Origin of the sequence: Streptomyces sp. Ncost-T10-10d, assembly GCF_900091955.1 — a bacterium.
In the GTDB taxonomy this organism is placed as follows: Bacteria; Actinomycetota; Actinomycetes; order Streptomycetales; family Streptomycetaceae; genus Streptomyces.
Genome location: NZ_FMDF01000083.1, coordinates 1 through 17,199 on the forward strand (window position 1 = coordinate 1; position 17,199 = coordinate 17,199).

12 protein-coding genes and 1 pseudogene are annotated in these 17,199 nt (G+C 71.0%); 3 read left to right on the forward strand and 10 right to left on the reverse strand.

Translation table 11 applies throughout. The features are described from left to right. Window positions 1-1,219: regulator (locus GA0115254_RS12585; RefSeq protein WP_107451325.1), on the forward strand; the 1,219-nt coding region annotated here is incomplete at its 5' end. A 117-nt stretch (window positions 1,220-1,336) separates the two neighbouring features. Here the strand turns inward: GA0115254_RS12585 and GA0115254_RS12590 are convergent. The 4 genes and pseudogenes from GA0115254_RS12590 to GA0115254_RS12605 form a co-directional block, all read right to left on the reverse strand. Next, window positions 1,337-3,583, reverse strand: coding sequence for an alpha-L-fucosidase (locus tag GA0115254_RS12590; protein WP_176740092.1), 2,247 nt, complete (start codon window positions 3,581-3,583; stop codon window positions 1,337-1,339). A gap of 17 nt (window positions 3,584-3,600) precedes the next feature. Then, entirely contained in the window at window positions 3,601-5,856 is a 2,256-nt protein-coding gene (locus GA0115254_RS12595) for a family 20 glycosylhydrolase (RefSeq protein WP_093895359.1), read from the reverse strand. A gap of 193 nt (window positions 5,857-6,049) precedes the next feature. Beyond that, a pseudogene (locus GA0115254_RS12600) lies at window positions 6,050-7,362 on the reverse strand (NAD(P)/FAD-dependent oxidoreductase). Between the two features lie 170 nt (window positions 7,363-7,532). Then, window positions 7,533-8,432, reverse strand: a complete 900-nt coding sequence (locus tag GA0115254_RS12605) for a TIGR01777 family oxidoreductase (RefSeq protein ID WP_093895360.1) — start codon at window positions 8,430-8,432, stop codon at window positions 7,533-7,535. Between the two features lie 207 nt (window positions 8,433-8,639). On the opposite strand from GA0115254_RS12605, the gene GA0115254_RS12610 reads away from it, so the two are divergent. Beyond that, the gene (locus GA0115254_RS12610; protein WP_093895361.1) at window positions 8,640-9,167 is read left to right on the forward strand and encodes a GNAT family N-acetyltransferase; all 528 of its coding nucleotides are present in this window, start codon (window positions 8,640-8,642) and stop codon (window positions 9,165-9,167) included. A gap of 15 nt (window positions 9,168-9,182) precedes the next feature. Here the strand turns inward: GA0115254_RS12610 and GA0115254_RS12615 are convergent, their stop codons facing one another. Beyond that, window positions 9,183-9,818, reverse strand: a complete 636-nt coding sequence (locus GA0115254_RS12615; protein ID WP_093895362.1) for a TetR/AcrR family transcriptional regulator — start codon at window positions 9,816-9,818, stop codon at window positions 9,183-9,185. 146 nt (window positions 9,819-9,964) lie between these two features. Here GA0115254_RS12615 and GA0115254_RS12620 point away from each other — a divergent pair, with 146 nt between their 5' ends. Then, window positions 9,965-10,735: an SDR family NAD(P)-dependent oxidoreductase gene (locus GA0115254_RS12620; RefSeq protein WP_093895363.1), complete on the forward strand. Its 771-nt coding sequence runs from the start codon at window positions 9,965-9,967 to the stop codon at window positions 10,733-10,735. A gap of 25 nt (window positions 10,736-10,760) precedes the next feature. Here GA0115254_RS12620 and GA0115254_RS12625 read toward each other — a convergent pair whose 3' ends face one another. The 5 genes from GA0115254_RS12625 to sucB all read right to left on the reverse strand — a co-directional run. Beyond that, window positions 10,761-11,282: a DUF4240 domain-containing protein gene (locus tag GA0115254_RS12625; protein WP_093895364.1), complete on the reverse strand. Its 522-nt coding sequence runs from the start codon at window positions 11,280-11,282 to the stop codon at window positions 10,761-10,763. 61 nt (window positions 11,283-11,343) lie between these two features. Continuing rightward, window positions 11,344-12,315, reverse strand: coding sequence for a helix-turn-helix transcriptional regulator (locus GA0115254_RS12630; RefSeq protein WP_093895365.1), 972 nt, complete (start codon window positions 12,313-12,315; stop codon window positions 11,344-11,346). A 218-nt stretch (window positions 12,316-12,533) separates the two neighbouring features. Then, a complete protein-coding gene (gene aceE / locus GA0115254_RS12635; RefSeq protein ID WP_093895366.1) occupies window positions 12,534-15,203 on the reverse strand; it encodes a pyruvate dehydrogenase (acetyl-transferring), homodimeric type in 2,670 nt (889 codons plus the stop codon). Window positions 15,204-15,460: 257 nt separating this feature from the next. Next, window positions 15,461-16,084, reverse strand: a complete 624-nt coding sequence (locus GA0115254_RS12640; protein WP_093895367.1) for a GntR family transcriptional regulator — start codon at window positions 16,082-16,084, stop codon at window positions 15,461-15,463. Between the two features lie 136 nt (window positions 16,085-16,220). After that, a partial coding sequence (gene sucB, locus GA0115254_RS12645) for a 2-oxoglutarate dehydrogenase, E2 component, dihydrolipoamide succinyltransferase (RefSeq protein ID WP_093895368.1) occupies window positions 16,221-17,199 on the reverse strand: 979 nt, incomplete at its 5' end.

Genomic DNA, 17,199 nt, shown 5'->3' on the forward strand with positions numbered 1-17,199 from the left:
CCGTGCGGCCGGTGCGCTCGGCAGGTCCGCCGGGGCCTCCGGGGCTGCGGGGGCCGGTGGTCCCGGCGGGGCGCGCGGGATCGGGGCACAGGGGTTGCACGGGTCGCACCGGCCCGTCGGGAGTGGGCACGGAGTGACGGGGGCGTCCGGCGTCAGTGGCCGCGGCGGGGCCCGTGGGCCCGTACCGTCCCGGCCTTGCGGACCGTCCGCGCCACCCGGGTCCCCCGCACCCTCGACCGCTCCCGCCTCCCCGGGAACAGGGCTGTCGGGCGCCCCCGGCGTCCCCCGGCAACGGCAGAGCGACCGCGGCCCCGGCCAGCGGGTCAGCAGCGGTGATGTCGCCGCCCTGCGCTCGGTCGGTGAACTCTTCCGTGCCCTCGACAACGCCTACGGCGGCGGCCACGCCCGGCAGGCCCTCGTCCGGTATCTGGAGCACGAGACGGAGCCGATGCTTCGCGGGACCTACGGGGAGGACACCGGGCGTCGGCTCTTCTCCGCCGCCGCCGATCTGACCCGGCTGGCGGGCTGGACCTCGTACGACATCGCGGCCCACGGCCTGGCCCAGCGGTACTTCGTCCAGGCGCTGCGGCTCGCCCAGGCCGCGGGCGACCGCGCGTACGGCGCTTACGTCCTGATCACCATGAGCCGGCAGGCGGTCTATCTCGGGCACGGCAGGGAAGCCGTACAGCTGGTCCGCGTCGCCCAGCAGGGCATCGGTTCGTCGGCGCCGCCCGTCGTCCAGGCGCTGCTGCACGCCGTGGAGGCACGCGGTCACGGGGTGCTCGGCGAGGCGAGGCTCTGCACCGGCTCGCTGGCGCGGGCGGAACACGCGCTGGAGACCGCCCGCCCCGGGGACGAGGTGCCGCACTGGGCGCGGTACTTCGACGAGGCCCAGCTCGCCGACGAGTTCGGCCACTGCCACCGGGATCTGCAGCAGTACCGGGTCGCGGCGCAGCACGCCGAGCGCTCCCTCCAGCTGCGCGCCCCGGCATACGCCCGCAGCAGACTGTTCTGCCGGGTGGTGCTGGCCTCCGCGCGGCTCGGGCTCGGTGAACTCGAGCAGGCGTGCGTGCTCGGCGCCGAAGCCGCCCAGCAGGCGGCGGAGATGCGGTCGGTACGGGCGACGGAGTACGTACGGGACTTCGAGCGACGCCTGGAGCCGTTCCGGGACGCGGCCGCGGTACGCGGATACCGGGAGCGGGTCGCGGCCCTCGGGTGATCTCTCCGGCGTGACCACGGGCGACTCCTCCGCCCGGCTCCTCCGTGCGGCAGCACGGGTGGTGGCCCGGACCGGGAGCGATCGGTCCGGGCCACCACCCGTTTCGGCAGGGCTCTCTCAGCGCCCGCGCACCTCGACCTCCGCCAGCGACAGCGGGTCGGTGCCGGACGCCAGCTGCACGCGGACGTACCTGCCGGAGGTGCCCGCCGGGAGCTGCACGGTGGACGGCCGTCCGGCCTGGCCGGTGACATGGACCGCCGTCACACCGGGTGCGGTCCGTGCCTCATCGAGTCCGTCGGCCGTGATCGGGGTGTCCGAGGTCAGGACCCAGAAGTCCTTGAGCCGGTCGGAACAGCAGTCGGTGCGGTTCCAGATGTCGACTGCGGACAGTGACTTCGAGGCGCCCAGGTCGACCTGCCACCATGCCTGCGACGAGGGCTCCGCGGTGTGGGTCACCGAGCCCGACCCGAAGGAGCCGTCGGTGTTCCCGTCGACGGCACGGGAGGCAGGGGCGTCCCACGCGGTGCTCTTCTGGGTGGCCGGCTTGTTCCGGGCGAGGTTCTCCGGGGCCACCGTGACCTTGACCGCCGTGGTGGTCGTGAGACGGCCGTGGCGCAGGGTGATGTTCAGCGTGTACGTACCCGGGGCCGCGGAAGCGGGCGGCGTCACGGTGAACGGGACCTTCGCGTCCGCGCCCGGCGCCAGCGGGTTCACCCGGGTGGCCGCAGGGGTGACGGTCCAGCCCTCGGGTCCGGACAGCCCGATCCCGGTCCCGGATGCGCGCTTGCGGGCGGTGTTGGTGAGGGTCAGCGTGCCGTCGGCGGCGCGTCCGGGGTTGAGCTCCTTCGGCAGTTCGGTCCTCGTGCGGACGAGGGTGTTCACGCCCGGGGTGGTGACCTTGAAGACGTACGCGCTCGTGCTTCTGGTGGCCGACGCCCCGGCCTTCGGCGTCTCGACGATCACGCGGCCTGCGGAGTCCTTGTGCCAGGGCAGTGCGCTGCCGTCCGAACCGAGCAGAGTGATACGGGAGTCGGCGGCTACGGGTGTGTCGGCGCCGAGGGTGAGTTCGGCGCCGGGCCACTCCAGCGCGGTCGCGTACAGCGTGCCGTCCTTCACCGTGTAGCGGATCTTGTCGTCGCTGGACGGCTCCTCGGCATGGTGCCAGTAGGTCGTCCCGTAGATCGCCTCGCCGTTGATCTTCAGCCAGGCCCCGATGTCGAGCAGCCGCTGCTGCTGGATCTCGGGGATGGTGCCGTCGGCGCGCGGGCCGATGTCGAGCAGCAGGTTGCCGTTCTTGCTGACGATGTCGGTGAGCGAGTCGATCAGCTGGTCGGAGGTGAGGTGGTCCTCCTCGGGCTCGTTCTGGTTGTAGCCGTAGGAGTGCGCGATGCCCCGGCTCGCCTCCCACTTGTTCGGGTCGATGTCCGGCTTGACCGTGTACTCGGGTGTCTGGAAGTCGAGTTCCTTGCTGTCCAGCGCACCGGTCTCGATCTTGCAGCGGTTGGCGACCGCGACTTCCTTCGGGTGCGCCCGGTTCTTCGCACGGTTGTAGTAGTCGGCGATGACGGGCGCGGTCTTCCAGTACGAGGCGGGTTTGTCCCACTGCCCGTCGCACCAGATGATGTCGGGATCGTACTGATCGACCAGCTCGTTCAGTTGCGGGACCATGTAGTCGCCGACGTAGTCCTTGACCGACGGAGCGCCGGTGTACGGGACTTCGGCGCCGGTGTACGGGTTGCGGACCGGGCTGCCGGTGTACGACGGGTTGTACCACTCGTACAGCGAGTAGTAGAAGCCCGCCTTCAGCTGCCCGCCCTTGGTGTCCTTGCGCGCCGCCTCGAACAGGTCGCCCGCCAGGTCGCGCTTCGGGCCGAGGTCCACGGTGTCGCGGCCGCTGATCTTGCTGTCGAACAGGGCGACGCCTTCATGGTGCTTGGAGGTCAGCACGAAGTATTTGGCACCGGCGTCCTTGAACAGCTTCACCCAGGCGTCCGGGTCGTACTTCTCGGCCTTCCACTGCCCGATGAAGTCGTCGTAGTTCGCGGCCGTGCCGTAGGTGTCCTTCTGGTGGGTGTTGGTGGCGCTGCCCTTGCTGTTCATGTAGTTCCAGTACCACTCGGCATAGCTGCCGCGCGGGCCCCAGGCGGGCACCGAATAGGCGCCCCAGTGGATGAAGATGCCGAACTTGTCGTCGTTGAACCACGTCGGCGTGGGGTGGCTGTTGAGGGACTCCACCGTCGGCTGGTAGTCCTTCGACGGGGGTTCGGGCGCGGCGGAGGCCGGGGTGGCCAGGAAGCCGGCGAGGGCCGCCAGAGTCGTCGCTCCGACGAGTCTGGTACGGGTACGGGCATGGGTGCGGGTCACTGCGGGTTCCCTTCGGGTCAGCGGTCGTAGTGCGCGTAGTCGGCCCGGACCTGTTCGGGGCTCAACGCCTCGTCCCAGGTGGTGACTTCGTCGAGATCTCCGCGCAGCCCGGCCTTCTCGGTGCCGATCGAGCGCAGCGGGAGCGGAATGGACGCGTCGACCGTGCCGACGCGCTCGCCGTTCGCGTACAGGGTGGTGCGGCCCGGCTCGGTGACCCAGGTCAGCTGGACCCACTGGTTCAGCGGCAGGGTGTAGTCGAAGCTGTGGTCGGCGGCGCCGGATGGGGTCTCCCCAGCGATAGCGAGGGGAAGGGTGAAGCCGACCTTGCCGGTGCCCCACTGCTGGAGTTTGAGCGCGCCGGCCTTCGAACTGAGCAGCACCTGGTCACTGGTCCTGCCCGTCGTCCTGACCCAGCCGGAGACGGTCCACGGTTCGGTCAGGTCGAGGCCGCCGAAGCCCACTCCGTCGCGGTCGCTGTCGAAGCGCCAGGCCTGACCGCGGACCCCGTCCGGGACCGGAGCGGGGTTGTTGATGATGTACGAGGTGCCGGGCAGGTTCCCGGCGGTGTCCTCGGCGAAGATCGTGTTGCCGGGGCTGCCGGCCCATGTCCAGCCGCTCGGGTAGGAGGCCTGGTCGAAGGTCCAGTGGTGGCTCGGCCGGCCGTCGTCGACCCGGGGTGTGACCGGGTCGGGCCGCAGGCCGGGCGGGTCGCCGAGCCGGGCGACCCGCGTCCGGAAGTCCTGCACGGTGTCCGGGGTGGCGGAGGCGTTCCAGGAGCGGTCCGCGATGACCGCGCGCGCGGTGGCCATCTGCTGCTCGAAGTAGCCGTCGTCGGCCCAGAAGTTGTAGTCGGCCCAGTTCATCAGGCCGGATCCGAGGAGATCCGGTGCGGTGCTGGGCACCCAGGAGTCGTACATCCACGGCTCGTCGGGGTACAGGTGGTGATAGTTGTTCGGCGTGTCGTAGAACGGGCCGATGGCGATCTCGTCGTGGCCGGGGATGACGGGCTCGGTGCCGGTCCCCTCCCAGGTCAGGAACACCACGGGCGCGTGGACCTGCTGCTGGGGTGCGGCGAGGTGCTCGGAGCCGTTGTAGATCGCGGTGCGCTTGCCGTGCTCGGCGACGACGTCGTCGAGGGTGTTGATGTAGCCGTTCAGCAGGTCACCGAGGGTGCTGGTGTCCGGATCGGCGGCGAGATGGTTCTTGACGCGGGGGCAGTCGGCGAGCTGGCCGGGCAACTCGTCGGCGCCGATGCTGAACAGCGGGGCGTCGAACCAGCCGGCGAACTCGTCGACGATCCGGCGGGTCGTCGCGACCGCCTTCTCGCTGGTGAGGTCGACCATCCAGTTCGGCGTGAGGTGCGAGTGGGTGTGTGCCCGGGTGCACGGTTCGGGGCCGTCACCGAAGCCGATCCCGAAGGCGTCGGTGATCACGGTCGCGTGTCCGGGCACGTCGATACCGGGCATCACCTGCACGTGATAGCGGGCGGCGACACGCTTCAGCCGCTCGATGTCGGCGCGGTCGTAGCTGTGTGCGGGGTCCGCGAGTCCGGGGAACTCCGGGCTGAAGAGACGGAAGCCCTCGGAGTCGGAGAACTGCAGAAAAAGGGTGTTGAGCTTCTGGTCGGCCATCCGGCGGACCAGCTTCTCCAGGTACTCCGGCTGCCAGTACTTGCGGCCCGCGTCGAGCATGGTCATCCGGACCGGCTGGGCGGGACGGTCGGTGGAGACGGCCTTCGGCACGGTGAGGTGATCGGGGGCGGTGCGCAGCAGCTGCAGGAGCGTGCGCGTCCCGTAGAACAGGCCGTGGGTGGATGCGGCTTCGATGCGGACGGCGTCCGTGCTCTCGAACCGGTAGCCCTCCGCGCCCAGTGCCCCGTGCTCGGTGAGCGTCAGCACGATGTCGCCGGCCCGTGCGTGCCGGATGTCGCTGCTGACGGCCGGAGTGACCCCGCTGACCTGGGCCACCTCCGTACGCAGCTGCTTGGCCAAGTCCTGCACGGACTGCCGTGCGGGGCCCGGGAGTTCGGCTTGCCCGGAAGGGAGCGTGGTCGTGGAGCGGGAGCGGGGGTCCACCAGGATGCGGGTCTTCACCGACAGCTGTGTGTGGCCGCCGAGGTCGGTCCACCGGGTCGGTCTGGGGACAACGGGAGGCCCTGGGGCGGCCGTTGTGGCGCTTGTGCTCGACGCGGGTTCGCCCGGAGGCTCGTTTGCCACCGCGGCGGGAGAGATAGATCCGATGACTAGAGCTGTGAGGAGTGGCAGAACGGGCATGATTCGGCGCACTACGGTCTCCTGAAGTCCGGTTGCGCCAGGACCGTAGCGGTAGATGTAATGCACGACAAGGGTGTTTACGGGAGTGGTGTGGACCACTCCCGAAAACGGGAGGTGGAGCGAGAGATCCGATCTGTAAGGAGTGTTGGGGGTTGAGATCGGTCTGACCGGGGCAGGATGCGCGCGGGCGGACTCAGGCCGCTTCGCGCAGCTCCGCCTCCGGGCGGCCGGGCCGGATGCCCAGATCGCCGAGGATGGCGTGCGCCGCGCGGCGGCCCGAGAACAGGGCACCCTGCACCGTGCTCGTGTCCCGGTGGTCGCCGCACACGTACAGCCCGGCGAGCAGCCGGACCGGGCGGCGCAGATCGTGCGGGGGCGGCATGGCGGGGACCGCCTCCGGGTCGTGGTGGGCGCAGAGGAGTTCCCAGTCGTCCGTGGGAGTCCCGTACAGCGCGGCGAGATGGGCGCGGACCGACCGGTCGAGGTCGGGCGGCGGGGTGCCGAGCACCGTCGATGTGATCAGGGTCCGGCCGTGCGGGGCGCGCGAGGGGTCGACTTCGCTCATCACGCAGGTGTGGGCGACCGGGCCCGAGCGGTCGGCGTCCAGCAGCAGTGAGGCGCCGGTCGGCGGGGGAGCGGGGGCGGTGTGGTGCAGGACCGTCACCGGATGGAAGGGCGGCACCCGCAGGCCGGGGAGCAGCTCGGCCGCGGCGCTCGCGCCGGTGGCCAGCAGCAGGGAACGGCAGCCCAGTTCACCGTGTTCCTTGGTGCGTACGGAGGTGATGTCGGCGGCGGTGACATGGACACCGGTCCGCACGGTGCCGGGCGGCAGGGCCGCCGCCAGCAGCTCGGGCAGCGTGGCCGAGCCGCCGGACGGTACGCACAGCCGGCCGCGCGCGTAGCCGCGCAGGGTGAGATCGGCGCAGCGGCTCGATGTGGTGAGCCCGGGGTCGCTGAGCAGCGCGGTGAGCAGGGGGCGCAGAAAACCGTTGACGGTACGGGACGGCAGGCCACGGCTGGACAGGGCGGCGAGCGCGGTCTGTTCCGGCCGGGCCAGAATGCGGGACGCCGGAGTGGTGGCGAGCCGGGCCAGGGCGGCGCCGAGCCGGGCCTGGTCGATCGGCCCGCCCATCGGCGGGCGGGGGCGCTCGCCAGGGCGCGTGCCGCCTTGAGTGCGCCCCGTGCGCTCCGTACCTGGCGCGCAACGCCGGTCCGGTACTGGCGGCCCTCGCTGTGGACGAGGACCCCTGGTGCGAAGTTCCTCAGCAGGAGCCCTTCGAGGCCGGGCGCGGTGCGCAGTTCCGGATACGAGGTGCTGAGGAGCGGGCCGATGTGGTCGAGCCGGAACCCGTCCACCTCCTCGGTGGTCATCCGGCCGCCGACGCGTGGGCCGGCCTCCAGAACACTGACGCTGACCCCCGCACTGGTCAATTGATGGGCTGCTGACAGGCCGGCGATCCCGGCACCGATGATGACGACGTCCGCGTGGTGTGCCGTGCTGAGCACGTGCCCCTCCCCGAGTCGGCGCAACTGCTGGGAGGCTCTTGCCCCCAACAGGCCCCCGGAATGCCCGAGTTCGCCACGAGGCTAGGAGGGGGCCGGTCGGGGCGCAGTCGCGCGCGGCCCGGGGCACCGTTGCACGGGGTCGCACATCCGTGTGATTCGGCCGTGCGTGGTCAGCGCAGCGCCGCGCGAATGGCGCCGTCGATGCCGGGGAAGGCGAAGGTGAACCCAGAGTCCAGCAGCCGTGCGGGCAGTACCCGTTGGCTGCCCAGCACGTCCGCCGCGAAGTCCCCGAGGGCGACCCGGAGCGCGGGCGCCGGGACGGAGAACAGCGTCGGACGGTGCAGCACGCGCCCCATCGCGGCTGTCACCTCGGCGTTGGTCACGGGGTCGGGGCCGGTCAGGTTCACCGGTCCGGACAGCGACTGCGTGTCGAGGAGGTGCCGCAGGGCCGCGATGTGGTCGTGCAGCGCGATGAAGCTCCAGTACTGGCGCCCGCTGCCGAGCCGCCCGCCGAGCCCCGCCCGGAACAACGGGAACAGCCGCCCCCAGGCCCCGCCCTCCCGGGCGACGACCAGACCCGTACGCGCGTACACCGTCCGGATGCCTGCCGCTTCCGCCGGGGCCGCGGCAGCCTCCCAGTCCACGCAGACGGACGGCAGGAAGCCCGTGCCGTGCGGCGCGCCCTCGTCGACCGCGCGGTCCCCGGTGTCGCCGTAGTAGCCGATGGCCGAGCCGCACAGCAGCACCTGCGGCGGTACACCGAGGGAGGCCACCGCCTCGGCGATCGCCGCTGTGCCCAGCACCCGGCTGTCCCGGATCTCCCGCTTGTACTCCTCCGTCCAGCGGTGGTCGCCGACCCCGGCGCCGGCGAGGTGGACGACGGCGTCGCAGCCGACCAGGCCCGCCCCGTCGACGTAACCCCGCTTCGGGTCCCACTCGACCTCGTCCCCGGCGCGCGCCGGGTGCCGGACCAGGCGTACGACCTCGTGCCCGTCGGCCCGCAGCGAGCGCACCAGCGCGGCTCCGATGAGTCCGGTGGATCCGGTCACAGCAATACGGGAGTACACCATGGCCCCATCCTGCCGCAGCCGCGTAGGGGGCGCCTCGCCCGTATCGCTCGTCACGCCCGAATCACTCGAACAGCAGTTGTAGGGCGACATCCCGGTAGTGGCGCACACGCGGCCGACGGCTTCCGCCGCCGCTTCCCGTTCGGCTCCGCCGAGCGCCCGGCAGATATGCGATGACGCGACCGGGCGGGCCGTGGCACTGTGGCGCGCATGTCCGTGATCCAGACACACCCGGTTCGCCCCGTCCGCCCCGCCGTCCTCTCCGACGAAGCCGCTCTCGGCGAACTCGACCGCGCCACCTGGTCGACACTGCACGCCGTGACACCGAGGCCGCAGCCCCCGTACGCACCGTTCTTCGACGACCGCCACAAGCCCGAGGACTTCCTCGTGGCCGAGGCGGAGGATCCGGCGGGTGGGATACGCATCGCCGGCTATATCCGGGTCGTCGCGCCGACCCCGCTGGCCTGCAACACGCATGTGCGCCAGATACAGGGTCTCGCCGTGGCCGACTGGGCGCGCGGCGGCGGTGTCGCCAGGGGCCTGCTGCGGGCGGTGTTCGCGGCGGCGCGGAGTGACGGGGCGAACCGGATGACGCTGCGGGTGCTCGGGCACAACGCGCCCGCGCGGGCGCTGTACGAGTCGGAGGGGTTCGTCGTCGAGGGTGTGCTGCCCGGCGAGTTCTTCCTGGGCGGGCGTTACGTCGACGACGTGATGATGGGCCGCTCGCTGGCGCCGTGACCCCCAGCTTCCCGCTCAGCCCTTGAACAGCCGCATGCCACCCATGAGTTCATGGAGGCAGCGCACCGCCAGATCGGAAGGTGAGCCGGGCCCGCTCGTCGGCGCGTCCGTCTCCGCCCAGGCTTCCAGCGCGACGCGTACCGCGTCCGTGGCGGCGGCTGCGGCGAGCCTGACCTCCAGCGGGTCCGCCTCGTCGCCCGCCAGCCGGGTCAGCACCGGCAGCAGCCGTTCCTCCGAATCCTGATTGACCCGGTACCAGACGGCACGCAACGCCGGGTCCTCCACCGCCGCCCGCAGCAGTCCGCGCGTCCAGCCGAGCTGGTCGGCGGCGTCCGCGCCGGGCGCCCGGAGCGCCTCGACGACCGCCTGCTCCAGCACCCCGGCGAGCGCATCCCCCGGCTCGGCCGCCTCCAACAGCGCCCGCCAGCGCTCGGCGCCGCCGGAGAGCAGCGGGCCCACCGCGTCCTGCTTGGAGCGGAAGTACCGGTAGAAGGTGCGCAGCGCGACGCCCGCCCGATGGGCGATGTCCTCCGCCGTGGTGCCTTCCGGCCCGCGCTCGGCGAAGAGCGCGGCGGCGGCGCGCGCGATGTCCAGCTGGGTCGCGGCCTTACGACGTTCGGTGAGGGACGGCTGACTCGGGTCGGTGCTCATTCCCAGGAGATTACCCCGACAGGGGAGAGGCGTGCATGAAATGACGTGATGGCAAAACGTGCCACTTGGGCGTACGGTGGACATCGATCGAGGAAGTATCGAGACAGCCTCGGGACAGCAGTCACCGGGATCGGGAGAGAACAGACATGAACCGCTACGAAGGCCGCCGCGCACTCATCACCGGCGGTGGCTCCGGCATCGGCCAGGCCACCGTCCACCGTCTCCTCGCCGAGGGCGGCCGCGTCGTCGCGGCCGATGTCAACGAGGCCGGGCTGAAGGCCACGTACGCGACAGCCGTGGCGAACGGCACCGCCGACCACCTCACCACCCTCGTCCTCGACATTTCGGACGAGGCGGCCGTCCAGGCGGGCGTCGCCTCCGCCGTGGCCACCCTCGGGGGCCTCGACGTCCTGGTCAACGCGGCCGGAATTCTGCGCTCCGAGCACACGCACAAGACGTCGCTGGAGTTCTTCAACAAGATCCTCGCGGTCAACCTCACGGGGACGTTCCTGATGATCCGCGAGGCGATACCGGCCCTGCTGGCAGGCGACAAGCCGGTCGTCGTGAACTTCTCCTCCACCTCGGCGAGCTTCGCGCACCCCTACATGTCGGCGTACGCGGCGAGCAAGGGCGGCGTCCAGTCGATGACGCACGCGCTGGCGAGCGAGTACAGCAAGCAGGGGCTGCGGGTCGTCGCCGTCGCGCCCGGCTCGATCTCCTCCGACATGACCAGCGGCAACGGCCCGGGGCTGCCCGCCGATGCCGACATGTCGCTCTTCATGAAGCTGTCTCCGGCGCTCGGCGAGGGCTTCGCCAGCCCGGACACCGTCGCGGGCGTCGTCGCGATGCTCGGATCGCAGGACGGGGCGTTCATCACGGGTACGGAGATCCGGATCGACGGCGGAACCCACTTCTGACGGGGCGGCAGAGCTCCGGGCGCGTTCAGCCGGCTCCGAACCGTTCCCAGAGCGCGGGGAAGCGTTCGGCCAGCGCCGCGTCGTCCTCGAAAGCGAACGGGGTGCCCTCCGGCTCGGAGGCCTGGGGCGGCAGCCCGAGGTCCGGAGTGACCACGCCGGTGAGCTGCTCGTACGCCTCGTCGGCGGCATAGCCGAGATCCTCGGCGTCCCCGTCGACCTCCTCGTCGAAGTCGTCGAGGAGATCGGCGAGGCTGTCCGGATCGTGCAGAGCGCCCTCGAAGATCTCCCGGCCCTGCCCGATCAGCCAGCAGCGGAAGAAGTCGAAGGCGTCGTCGCTCGCGCCGCCGAGCAGTACGGCGGCGGCGCCCCACAGCTCCCAACGATAGGCGCGGTTGTAACGGGCCTCGAAGTGCCTGGCGAAATCCAGCACGGCCTCGGGATCGAGCCGCACCAGCCGTTCGACGAGCAGATCGGCCTGGTCCTCGGGGTCGCCCTCGGCGGCCTCGCGAGTGCTGTCGATGATCTCCCAGAACTCCGTCTCGTCCATCACGGGACAAGCATCGGCCTTGACGGCGGGCGATGCACGCGGACGCGGCGGAAAGAAGCCCTCAGCGATAGAGGTCGCGCAGGCGTTCGGCGGCAGCGGTGAAACGTGCGCGCAGAGCGGCCGGTTCGAGGACCTCCAACTCCGGACCCAGGCCCATCAGTTGGCTGTACGCGACATCGATGGACTCGACCGGCAGGGTGACGGTGAGCTGTCCCTGCGCGTCGGACGGGCCGGCCGCGTCCAGTGCGTCGTGGACCGCCGAACGGTCCATGACGTACGGCAGCCGGCGTACACCCTCCTCCGTCACCCGTACCGTCACCTCGGTACGCAGGAGCGAGCGGGCGAACTGGGCGGCCCGCTCGTCCCAGAAGCCCGGAAGATCGAATTGCTCGTCGCGTTCGAACCGTTCGTCCGACACCGCGACGGCCGAGAACCGGTCGATCCGGTACACCCGGAAGTCGTCCGCCACGCGGGCGCAGAGATACCAGACCCCGGCCTTCAGGACGAGTCCGTACGGGGCCAGCTCCCGCTCCACCTCGTCGTCCCGGCCGCTGCGGCGGTAGCGGGCGCGGACGATCCGGTCGTCCCAGACCGCCTCCGCGACGGCGGGCAGCAGTTCGGGGGTGACCGGCTCCTGGTACCAGCCGGGAGCGTCCAGGTGGAAGCGCTGGGCGGCGCTGTCCGAGGCGTCGCGCAGGGACGGCAGCAGGGCCGCCGACACCTTGAGCCTGGCGGCGGATGCGGCGTCCTCCAGGCCCATCTCGCGCAGGGCGGACGGCAGCCCGGAGAGGAAGAGCGCCTCGGCCTCGTTACGGGCGAGTCCGGTGAGCCGCGTGCGGTACCCGCCGATCAGCCGGTAGCCCCCGGCCCGGCCCCGGTCCGCGTACACCGGGACGCCCGCTTCGGAGAGTGCCTGCGCGTCCCGGGTGACGGTCCGTTCGGACACCTCGAGCTCCTGGGCGAGCTCGGCGGCGGTCATGGCGGGGCGGGACTGCAGGAGCAGCACCATTTTGATGAGACGGGCAGCACGCATGCGGCCATTGTGGCCGCAGTGCGCGGGGTGTGGCCCACAGGCCCGCGGTGGCCCCGATCGCCGGCCGGGCTCAAGAGATGTCCTCGACCGCCGGGCTCAAAAGATGTCCTCGACCGCCGGGCGGGCTTGATCTTCAAGCCCGCCCGGCGATCGGGGACAGAGCCCCCGCCCGACCGGGGGCGAGGCGGCAGCCGGGCGTACCCGGCCGCCTTCACGCGTCAGAGCCCGTACCGCTCCCGGGCCTCCTTGACCGCGGACGCGGTCACCTCGCCGCGACGGGCCAGCTGGGCCAGGGCCGCGACCGTGATCGAGCGGGCGTCGACACCGAAGTGGCGGCGGGCCGCATCACGGGTGTCGGAGAGCCCGAAGCCGTCCGTGCCGAGCGAGGACCAGTCCTGCTCCACCCACTGGCTGATCTGGTCCGGGACCTGCCGCATCCAGTCGCTGACCGCGAGGACCGGACCCGGTGCGCCCTCCAGCGCCTGGGTCACGTACGGCACCCGCTGCTCACCGCGGAGCAGCGCCTCGTCGCACTCCAGCGCCTCACGGCGCAGCTCGCCCCACGAGGTGGCGGACCAGACGTCGGCCGTCACTCCCCAGTCCGCGGCCAGCAGCTCCTGCGCCTCCAGGACCCAGTGGATCGCCGTGCCGGAGGCCAGCAGCTGAACGCGCGGCGCGTCCGCCGTCGCGGGCGTGCCCTCCTTGAAGCGGTACAGGCCCTTGACGATGCCCTCCTCGACGCCCTCCGGCATCGCGGGCTGCGGCTTCGGCTCGTTGTAGACCGTCAGGTAGTAGAAGACGTTCTCGGCCTCGGGGCCGTACATCCGGCGCAGACCGTCCTTGACGATCACTGCGATCTCGTACGCGAACGCCGGGTCGTAGTTGAGCGACGCGGGGTTCGTGGATGCGATCAGGTGCGAGTGGCCGTCCGCGTGCTGGAGGCCCTCGCCGGTCAGCGTCGTCCGGCCGGCCGTGGCGCCGACGATGAAGCCCTTGCCGAGCTGGTCGGCGAGCTGCCACATCTGGTCGCCGGTCCGCTGCCAGCCGAACATCGAGTAGAAGATGTAGAAGGGGATCATCGTCTCGCCGTGCGTCGCGTACGACGTCGACGCGGCGATGAAGTCGGCCATGGCCCCGGCCTCGGTGATCCCCTCGTTGAGGATCTGGCCGTCCTTGGCCTCCTTGTAGTACATCAACTGGTCGCGGTCGACCGGGTCGTACGTCTGGCCCAGCGGCGAGTAGATACCGGCCGACGGGAACAGCGACTCCATGCCGAAGGTGCGCGCCTCGTCGGGGACGATCGGAACCCAGCGCTTGCCGGTCTCCTTGTCCCGCATCAGATCCTTGGCCAGGCGGACGAAGGCCATGGTGGTGGCCATCTCCTGCTTGCCGGACCCCTTCTTGAGCGCGGCGAACGCCCGCTCCTCCGGCTGGGGCAGCGCCACCGCGTGCACCCGGCGGGCCGGGGCGGGGCCGCCGAGAGCGGCACGGCGCTCCTGGAGGTAGCGGACCTCGGGCGAGTCGGCGCCCGGGTGGCCGTACGGCACCAGCCCGTCCTCGAAGGCGCTGTCCGGGATCGGGAGTCCGAGCAGCTCGCGCATGCCCTTGAACTCGTCGATCGACAGCTTCTTCATCTGGTGGTTGGCGTTCTTGGACTCGAAGCCCTTGCCGAGCGTGTAGCCCTTCACCGTCTGGGCGAGGATCACGGTGGGCGCGCCCTTGTGCTCGACGGCCGCCCTGTACGCCGCGTACACCTTGCGGGCCTCGTGGCCGCCGCGCGAGGTGTAGAAGCACTCGGCGATCTTCGCGTCGGTGAGCAGCTTGGCCAGCTCGGCGAGCGCGGGCTCGGCGCCGAAGAAGTGCTCACGGATGTACGCGACGTCGCGGGTGGCGTACGTCTGGAACTGCGCGTCCGGGACCTCCCGGAGCCGGCGGACCAGCGCACCGGTGGTGTCCAGCTGGAACAGCTCGTCCCAGGCGCTGCCCCAGAGCGTCTTGATGACGTTCCAGCCGGCTCCGCGGAACGCGCCCTCCAGCTCCTGGACCACGCGGAAGTTGGCGCGGACCGGGCCGTCGAGGCGCTGCAGGTTGCAGTTGATGACGAAGGTCAGGTTGTCGAGCCGCTCACGGGCCGCGAGGGCGAGGGCGGCGGTTGCCTCGGGCTCGTCCATCTCACCGTCGCCGAGGAAGGCCCAGACGTGCGAGTTCGACGTGTCCTTGATGTTGCGGTTGGCCAGGTAGCGGTTGAAGCGCGCCTGGTAGATCGCCGAGAGCGGGCCGAGACCCATCGACACGGTGGGGAACTCCCACAGCCAGGGCAGCCGCCGCGGGTGCGGGTAGGAGGGCAGACCGTCGCCGCCCGCCTCCTGGCGGAAGTTGTCGAGCTGCTGCTCGCTGAGCCGGCCGTCGAGGAAGGCGCGGGCGTAGATGCCGGGGGAGGCGTGGCCCTGGATGTAGAGCTGGTCGCCGGAGCCGTCCCCCTCCTTGCCGCGGAAGAAGTGGTTGAAGCCGGTCTCGTACAGCCAGGCGGCCGAGGCGAAGGTGGCGATGTGGCCGCCGACGCCGTACCGGGCACCGCGGGTGACCATCGCGGCCGCGTTCCAGCGGTTCCAGGCGGTGATCTTGGACTCCATCTCCAGGTCGCCGTCGAACGCGGGCTCGGCGGCGGTCGGGATGGAGTTGACGTAATCGGTCTCCAGCAGCTTGGGCAGCGCGAGACCGGCGCCCTCGGCGTGCTGGAGCGAGCGACGCATCAGATACGCGGCGCGGTGCGGGCCCGCGGCCTTGGTGACGGCATCCAGGGAGGCCGCCCATTCGGCGGTCTCCTCGGGGTCACGGTCCGGGAGCTGGTCGAGCTCGCTCGGAAGCTTTCCTACGGGGTCGGTCATGATCGCCGCCTTCCGGAGTGGAGGGGGGTGGAGAAAGGCCCTGACTGGCAGGACAGGGCGATGGGGCCGGTGGGCCCGCGGAGTGAACTGTAAGTCGCCGATCGATGATCGATCAAAGGATGAAGGGCAAAACTTCTCGATATGAAGAAATTGGCATTCGGTGCCGTGAAACAGGGCACGGAGTGACGGGATTTAGTACATAAAAGGGGCGCTCGCCCGCACAGGCGAGCGCCCCTCACGACAGATGCGCACGCCCCTCAGGCGCGCGGTGCGCAGCCGAGCACATGCGCCTTGACCAGCACACCGATGTCCGGATCCTTCCGCAGGAACGCCTCGATGAGCGCCTCGTGCTCCTCCGCGTACGACTTCTGGACCGTGCCCAGCCACCGGATCGACAGGGCGGTGAACACCTCGATGCCCAGCCCCTCCCAGGTGTGCAGCAGCACGGCGTTCCCGGCGGCCCGCACCATCTCGCGGTGGAATCCCACGGTGTGCCGCACCTGCGCCTCACCGTCGGCCAGCCGGTCCGCCTCGTAGAGCGCCGTCACATGCGGCGCGAGGCGCGAACAGTCCTCGCCGAGGACCGGAGCCGCCAGCTCGGCCGCGATCTGTTCCAGACCGGCCCGTACCGGATAGCTCTCCTCCAGATCGGCCGCGGTGAGATTGCGGACCCGTACGCCCTTGTTGGGAGCCGACTCGATCAGCCGGAGTGTTTCCAGCTCCCGCAGCGCCTCGCGCACGGGCGTCTGGCTGACCTCCAGCTCGGTGGCGATCCGGCGTTCCACGATCCGCTCGCCCGGTTTCCATCGCCCGCTGACGATCCCGTCCACGATGTGCTCGCGGATCTGTTCGCGCAGCGAGTGGACGACGGGCGGGGTCATGAGGGGCTCCTTCGGGGCGAACCGGTGTTGTCGGCTGCCGGGGCGACCGGTGGTGTCTAGACAATACGGCGGCGCCCCCGCCCGGAAGTGATCCGGACGGGGGCGCCGCTGGTGAGGCTGGTTACAACCGTGGTGCTCAGAGGCCGAGCTCGACCTCGAACTCACCGGCCTCCAGGATCGCCTTGACCGTGGTCAGGTAACGGGCGGCGTCCGCGCCGTCCACCAGACGGTGGTCGTAGGAGAGCGAGAGGTACGTCATGTCCCGCACCGCGATCGTCTCGCCGAGGTCCGGGTGGTCGATGACCACCGGACGGCGGACCGTGGCACCGATGCCCAGGATGGCTGCCTGGTTCGGGGGCACGATGACGGTGTCGAACAGCGCACCGCGCGAGCCGGTGTTGCTGATGGTGAAGGTGGCGCCGGACATGTCGTCCGGCGTCAGGCCGCCACCGCGGGCCTTCCCGGCCAGCTCGGCGGTCTTCTTCGAGATGCCGGCGATGTTCAGGTCGCCCGCGCCCTTGATGACCGGGGTCATCAGACCCTTCTCGGCGTCCACGGCGATGCCGATGTTCTCCGAGTCGAAGTACGTGATGGTGCCCTCGTCCTCGTTGATCCGGGCGTTGATGACCGGGTGGGCCTTCAGCGCCTGGGCCGCGGCCTTCACGAAGAACGGCATCGGGGACAGCTTGACGCCCTCACGGGCGGCGAACGCGGCCTTCGCCTGGTTGCGCAGCTTCATCAGCTTCGTGATGTCGACCTCGAGGACCGAGGTCAGCTGGGCCTGCGAGTGCAGCGCCTTCATCATGTTGTCGCCGATGACCTTGCGCATGCGGGTCATCTTGACCGTCTGACCGCGCAGCGGGGACGCCTCCAGCTTCGGCGCCTTCGCGGCTGCACGGCCTCCGGCAGTCACAGCCGCGACCGGGGCCGGAGCGGCAGCGGCGGCCTTGGCGGCCTCCGCGGCGGCGACGACGTCCTGCTTGCGGATACGGCCACCGACGCCGGTGCCCTTGACGGCACCGAGGTCGACGCCGTTCTCGGCGGCGAGCTTGCGGACCAGCGGCGTGACGTACGCGCCCTCGTCGACGGGGGCCGTCGGGGAGACCGGTGCCGCA

Bases quoted from the DNA above. Each gene is read 5' to 3' on its own strand.
- aceE (WP_093895366.1), bottom strand. From the start codon at position 15,203: ATGACCGACCCCGTAGGAAAGCTTCCGAGCGAGCTCGACCAGCTCCCG.
- GA0115254_RS12630 (WP_093895365.1), bottom strand. From the start codon at position 12,315: ATGCGTGCTGCCCGTCTCATCAAAATGGTGCTGCTCCTGCAGTCCCGC.
- GA0115254_RS12605 (WP_093895360.1), bottom strand. From the start codon at position 8,432: ATGGTGTACTCCCGTATTGCTGTGACCGGATCCACCGGACTCATCGGA.
- GA0115254_RS12625 (WP_093895364.1), bottom strand. From the start codon at position 11,282: ATGGACGAGACGGAGTTCTGGGAGATCATCGACAGCACTCGCGAGGCC.
- GA0115254_RS12610 (WP_093895361.1), top strand. From the start codon at position 8,640: ATGTCCGTGATCCAGACACACCCGGTTCGCCCCGTCCGCCCCGCCGTC.
- GA0115254_RS12620 (WP_093895363.1), top strand. From the start codon at position 9,965: ATGAACCGCTACGAAGGCCGCCGCGCACTCATCACCGGCGGTGGCTCC.
- GA0115254_RS12640 (WP_093895367.1), bottom strand. From the start codon at position 16,084: ATGACCCCGCCCGTCGTCCACTCGCTGCGCGAACAGATCCGCGAGCAC.
- GA0115254_RS12615 (WP_093895362.1), bottom strand. From the start codon at position 9,818: ATGAGCACCGACCCGAGTCAGCCGTCCCTCACCGAACGTCGTAAGGCC.
- GA0115254_RS12595 (WP_093895359.1), bottom strand. From the start codon at position 5,856: ATGCCCGTTCTGCCACTCCTCACAGCTCTAGTCATCGGATCTATCTCT.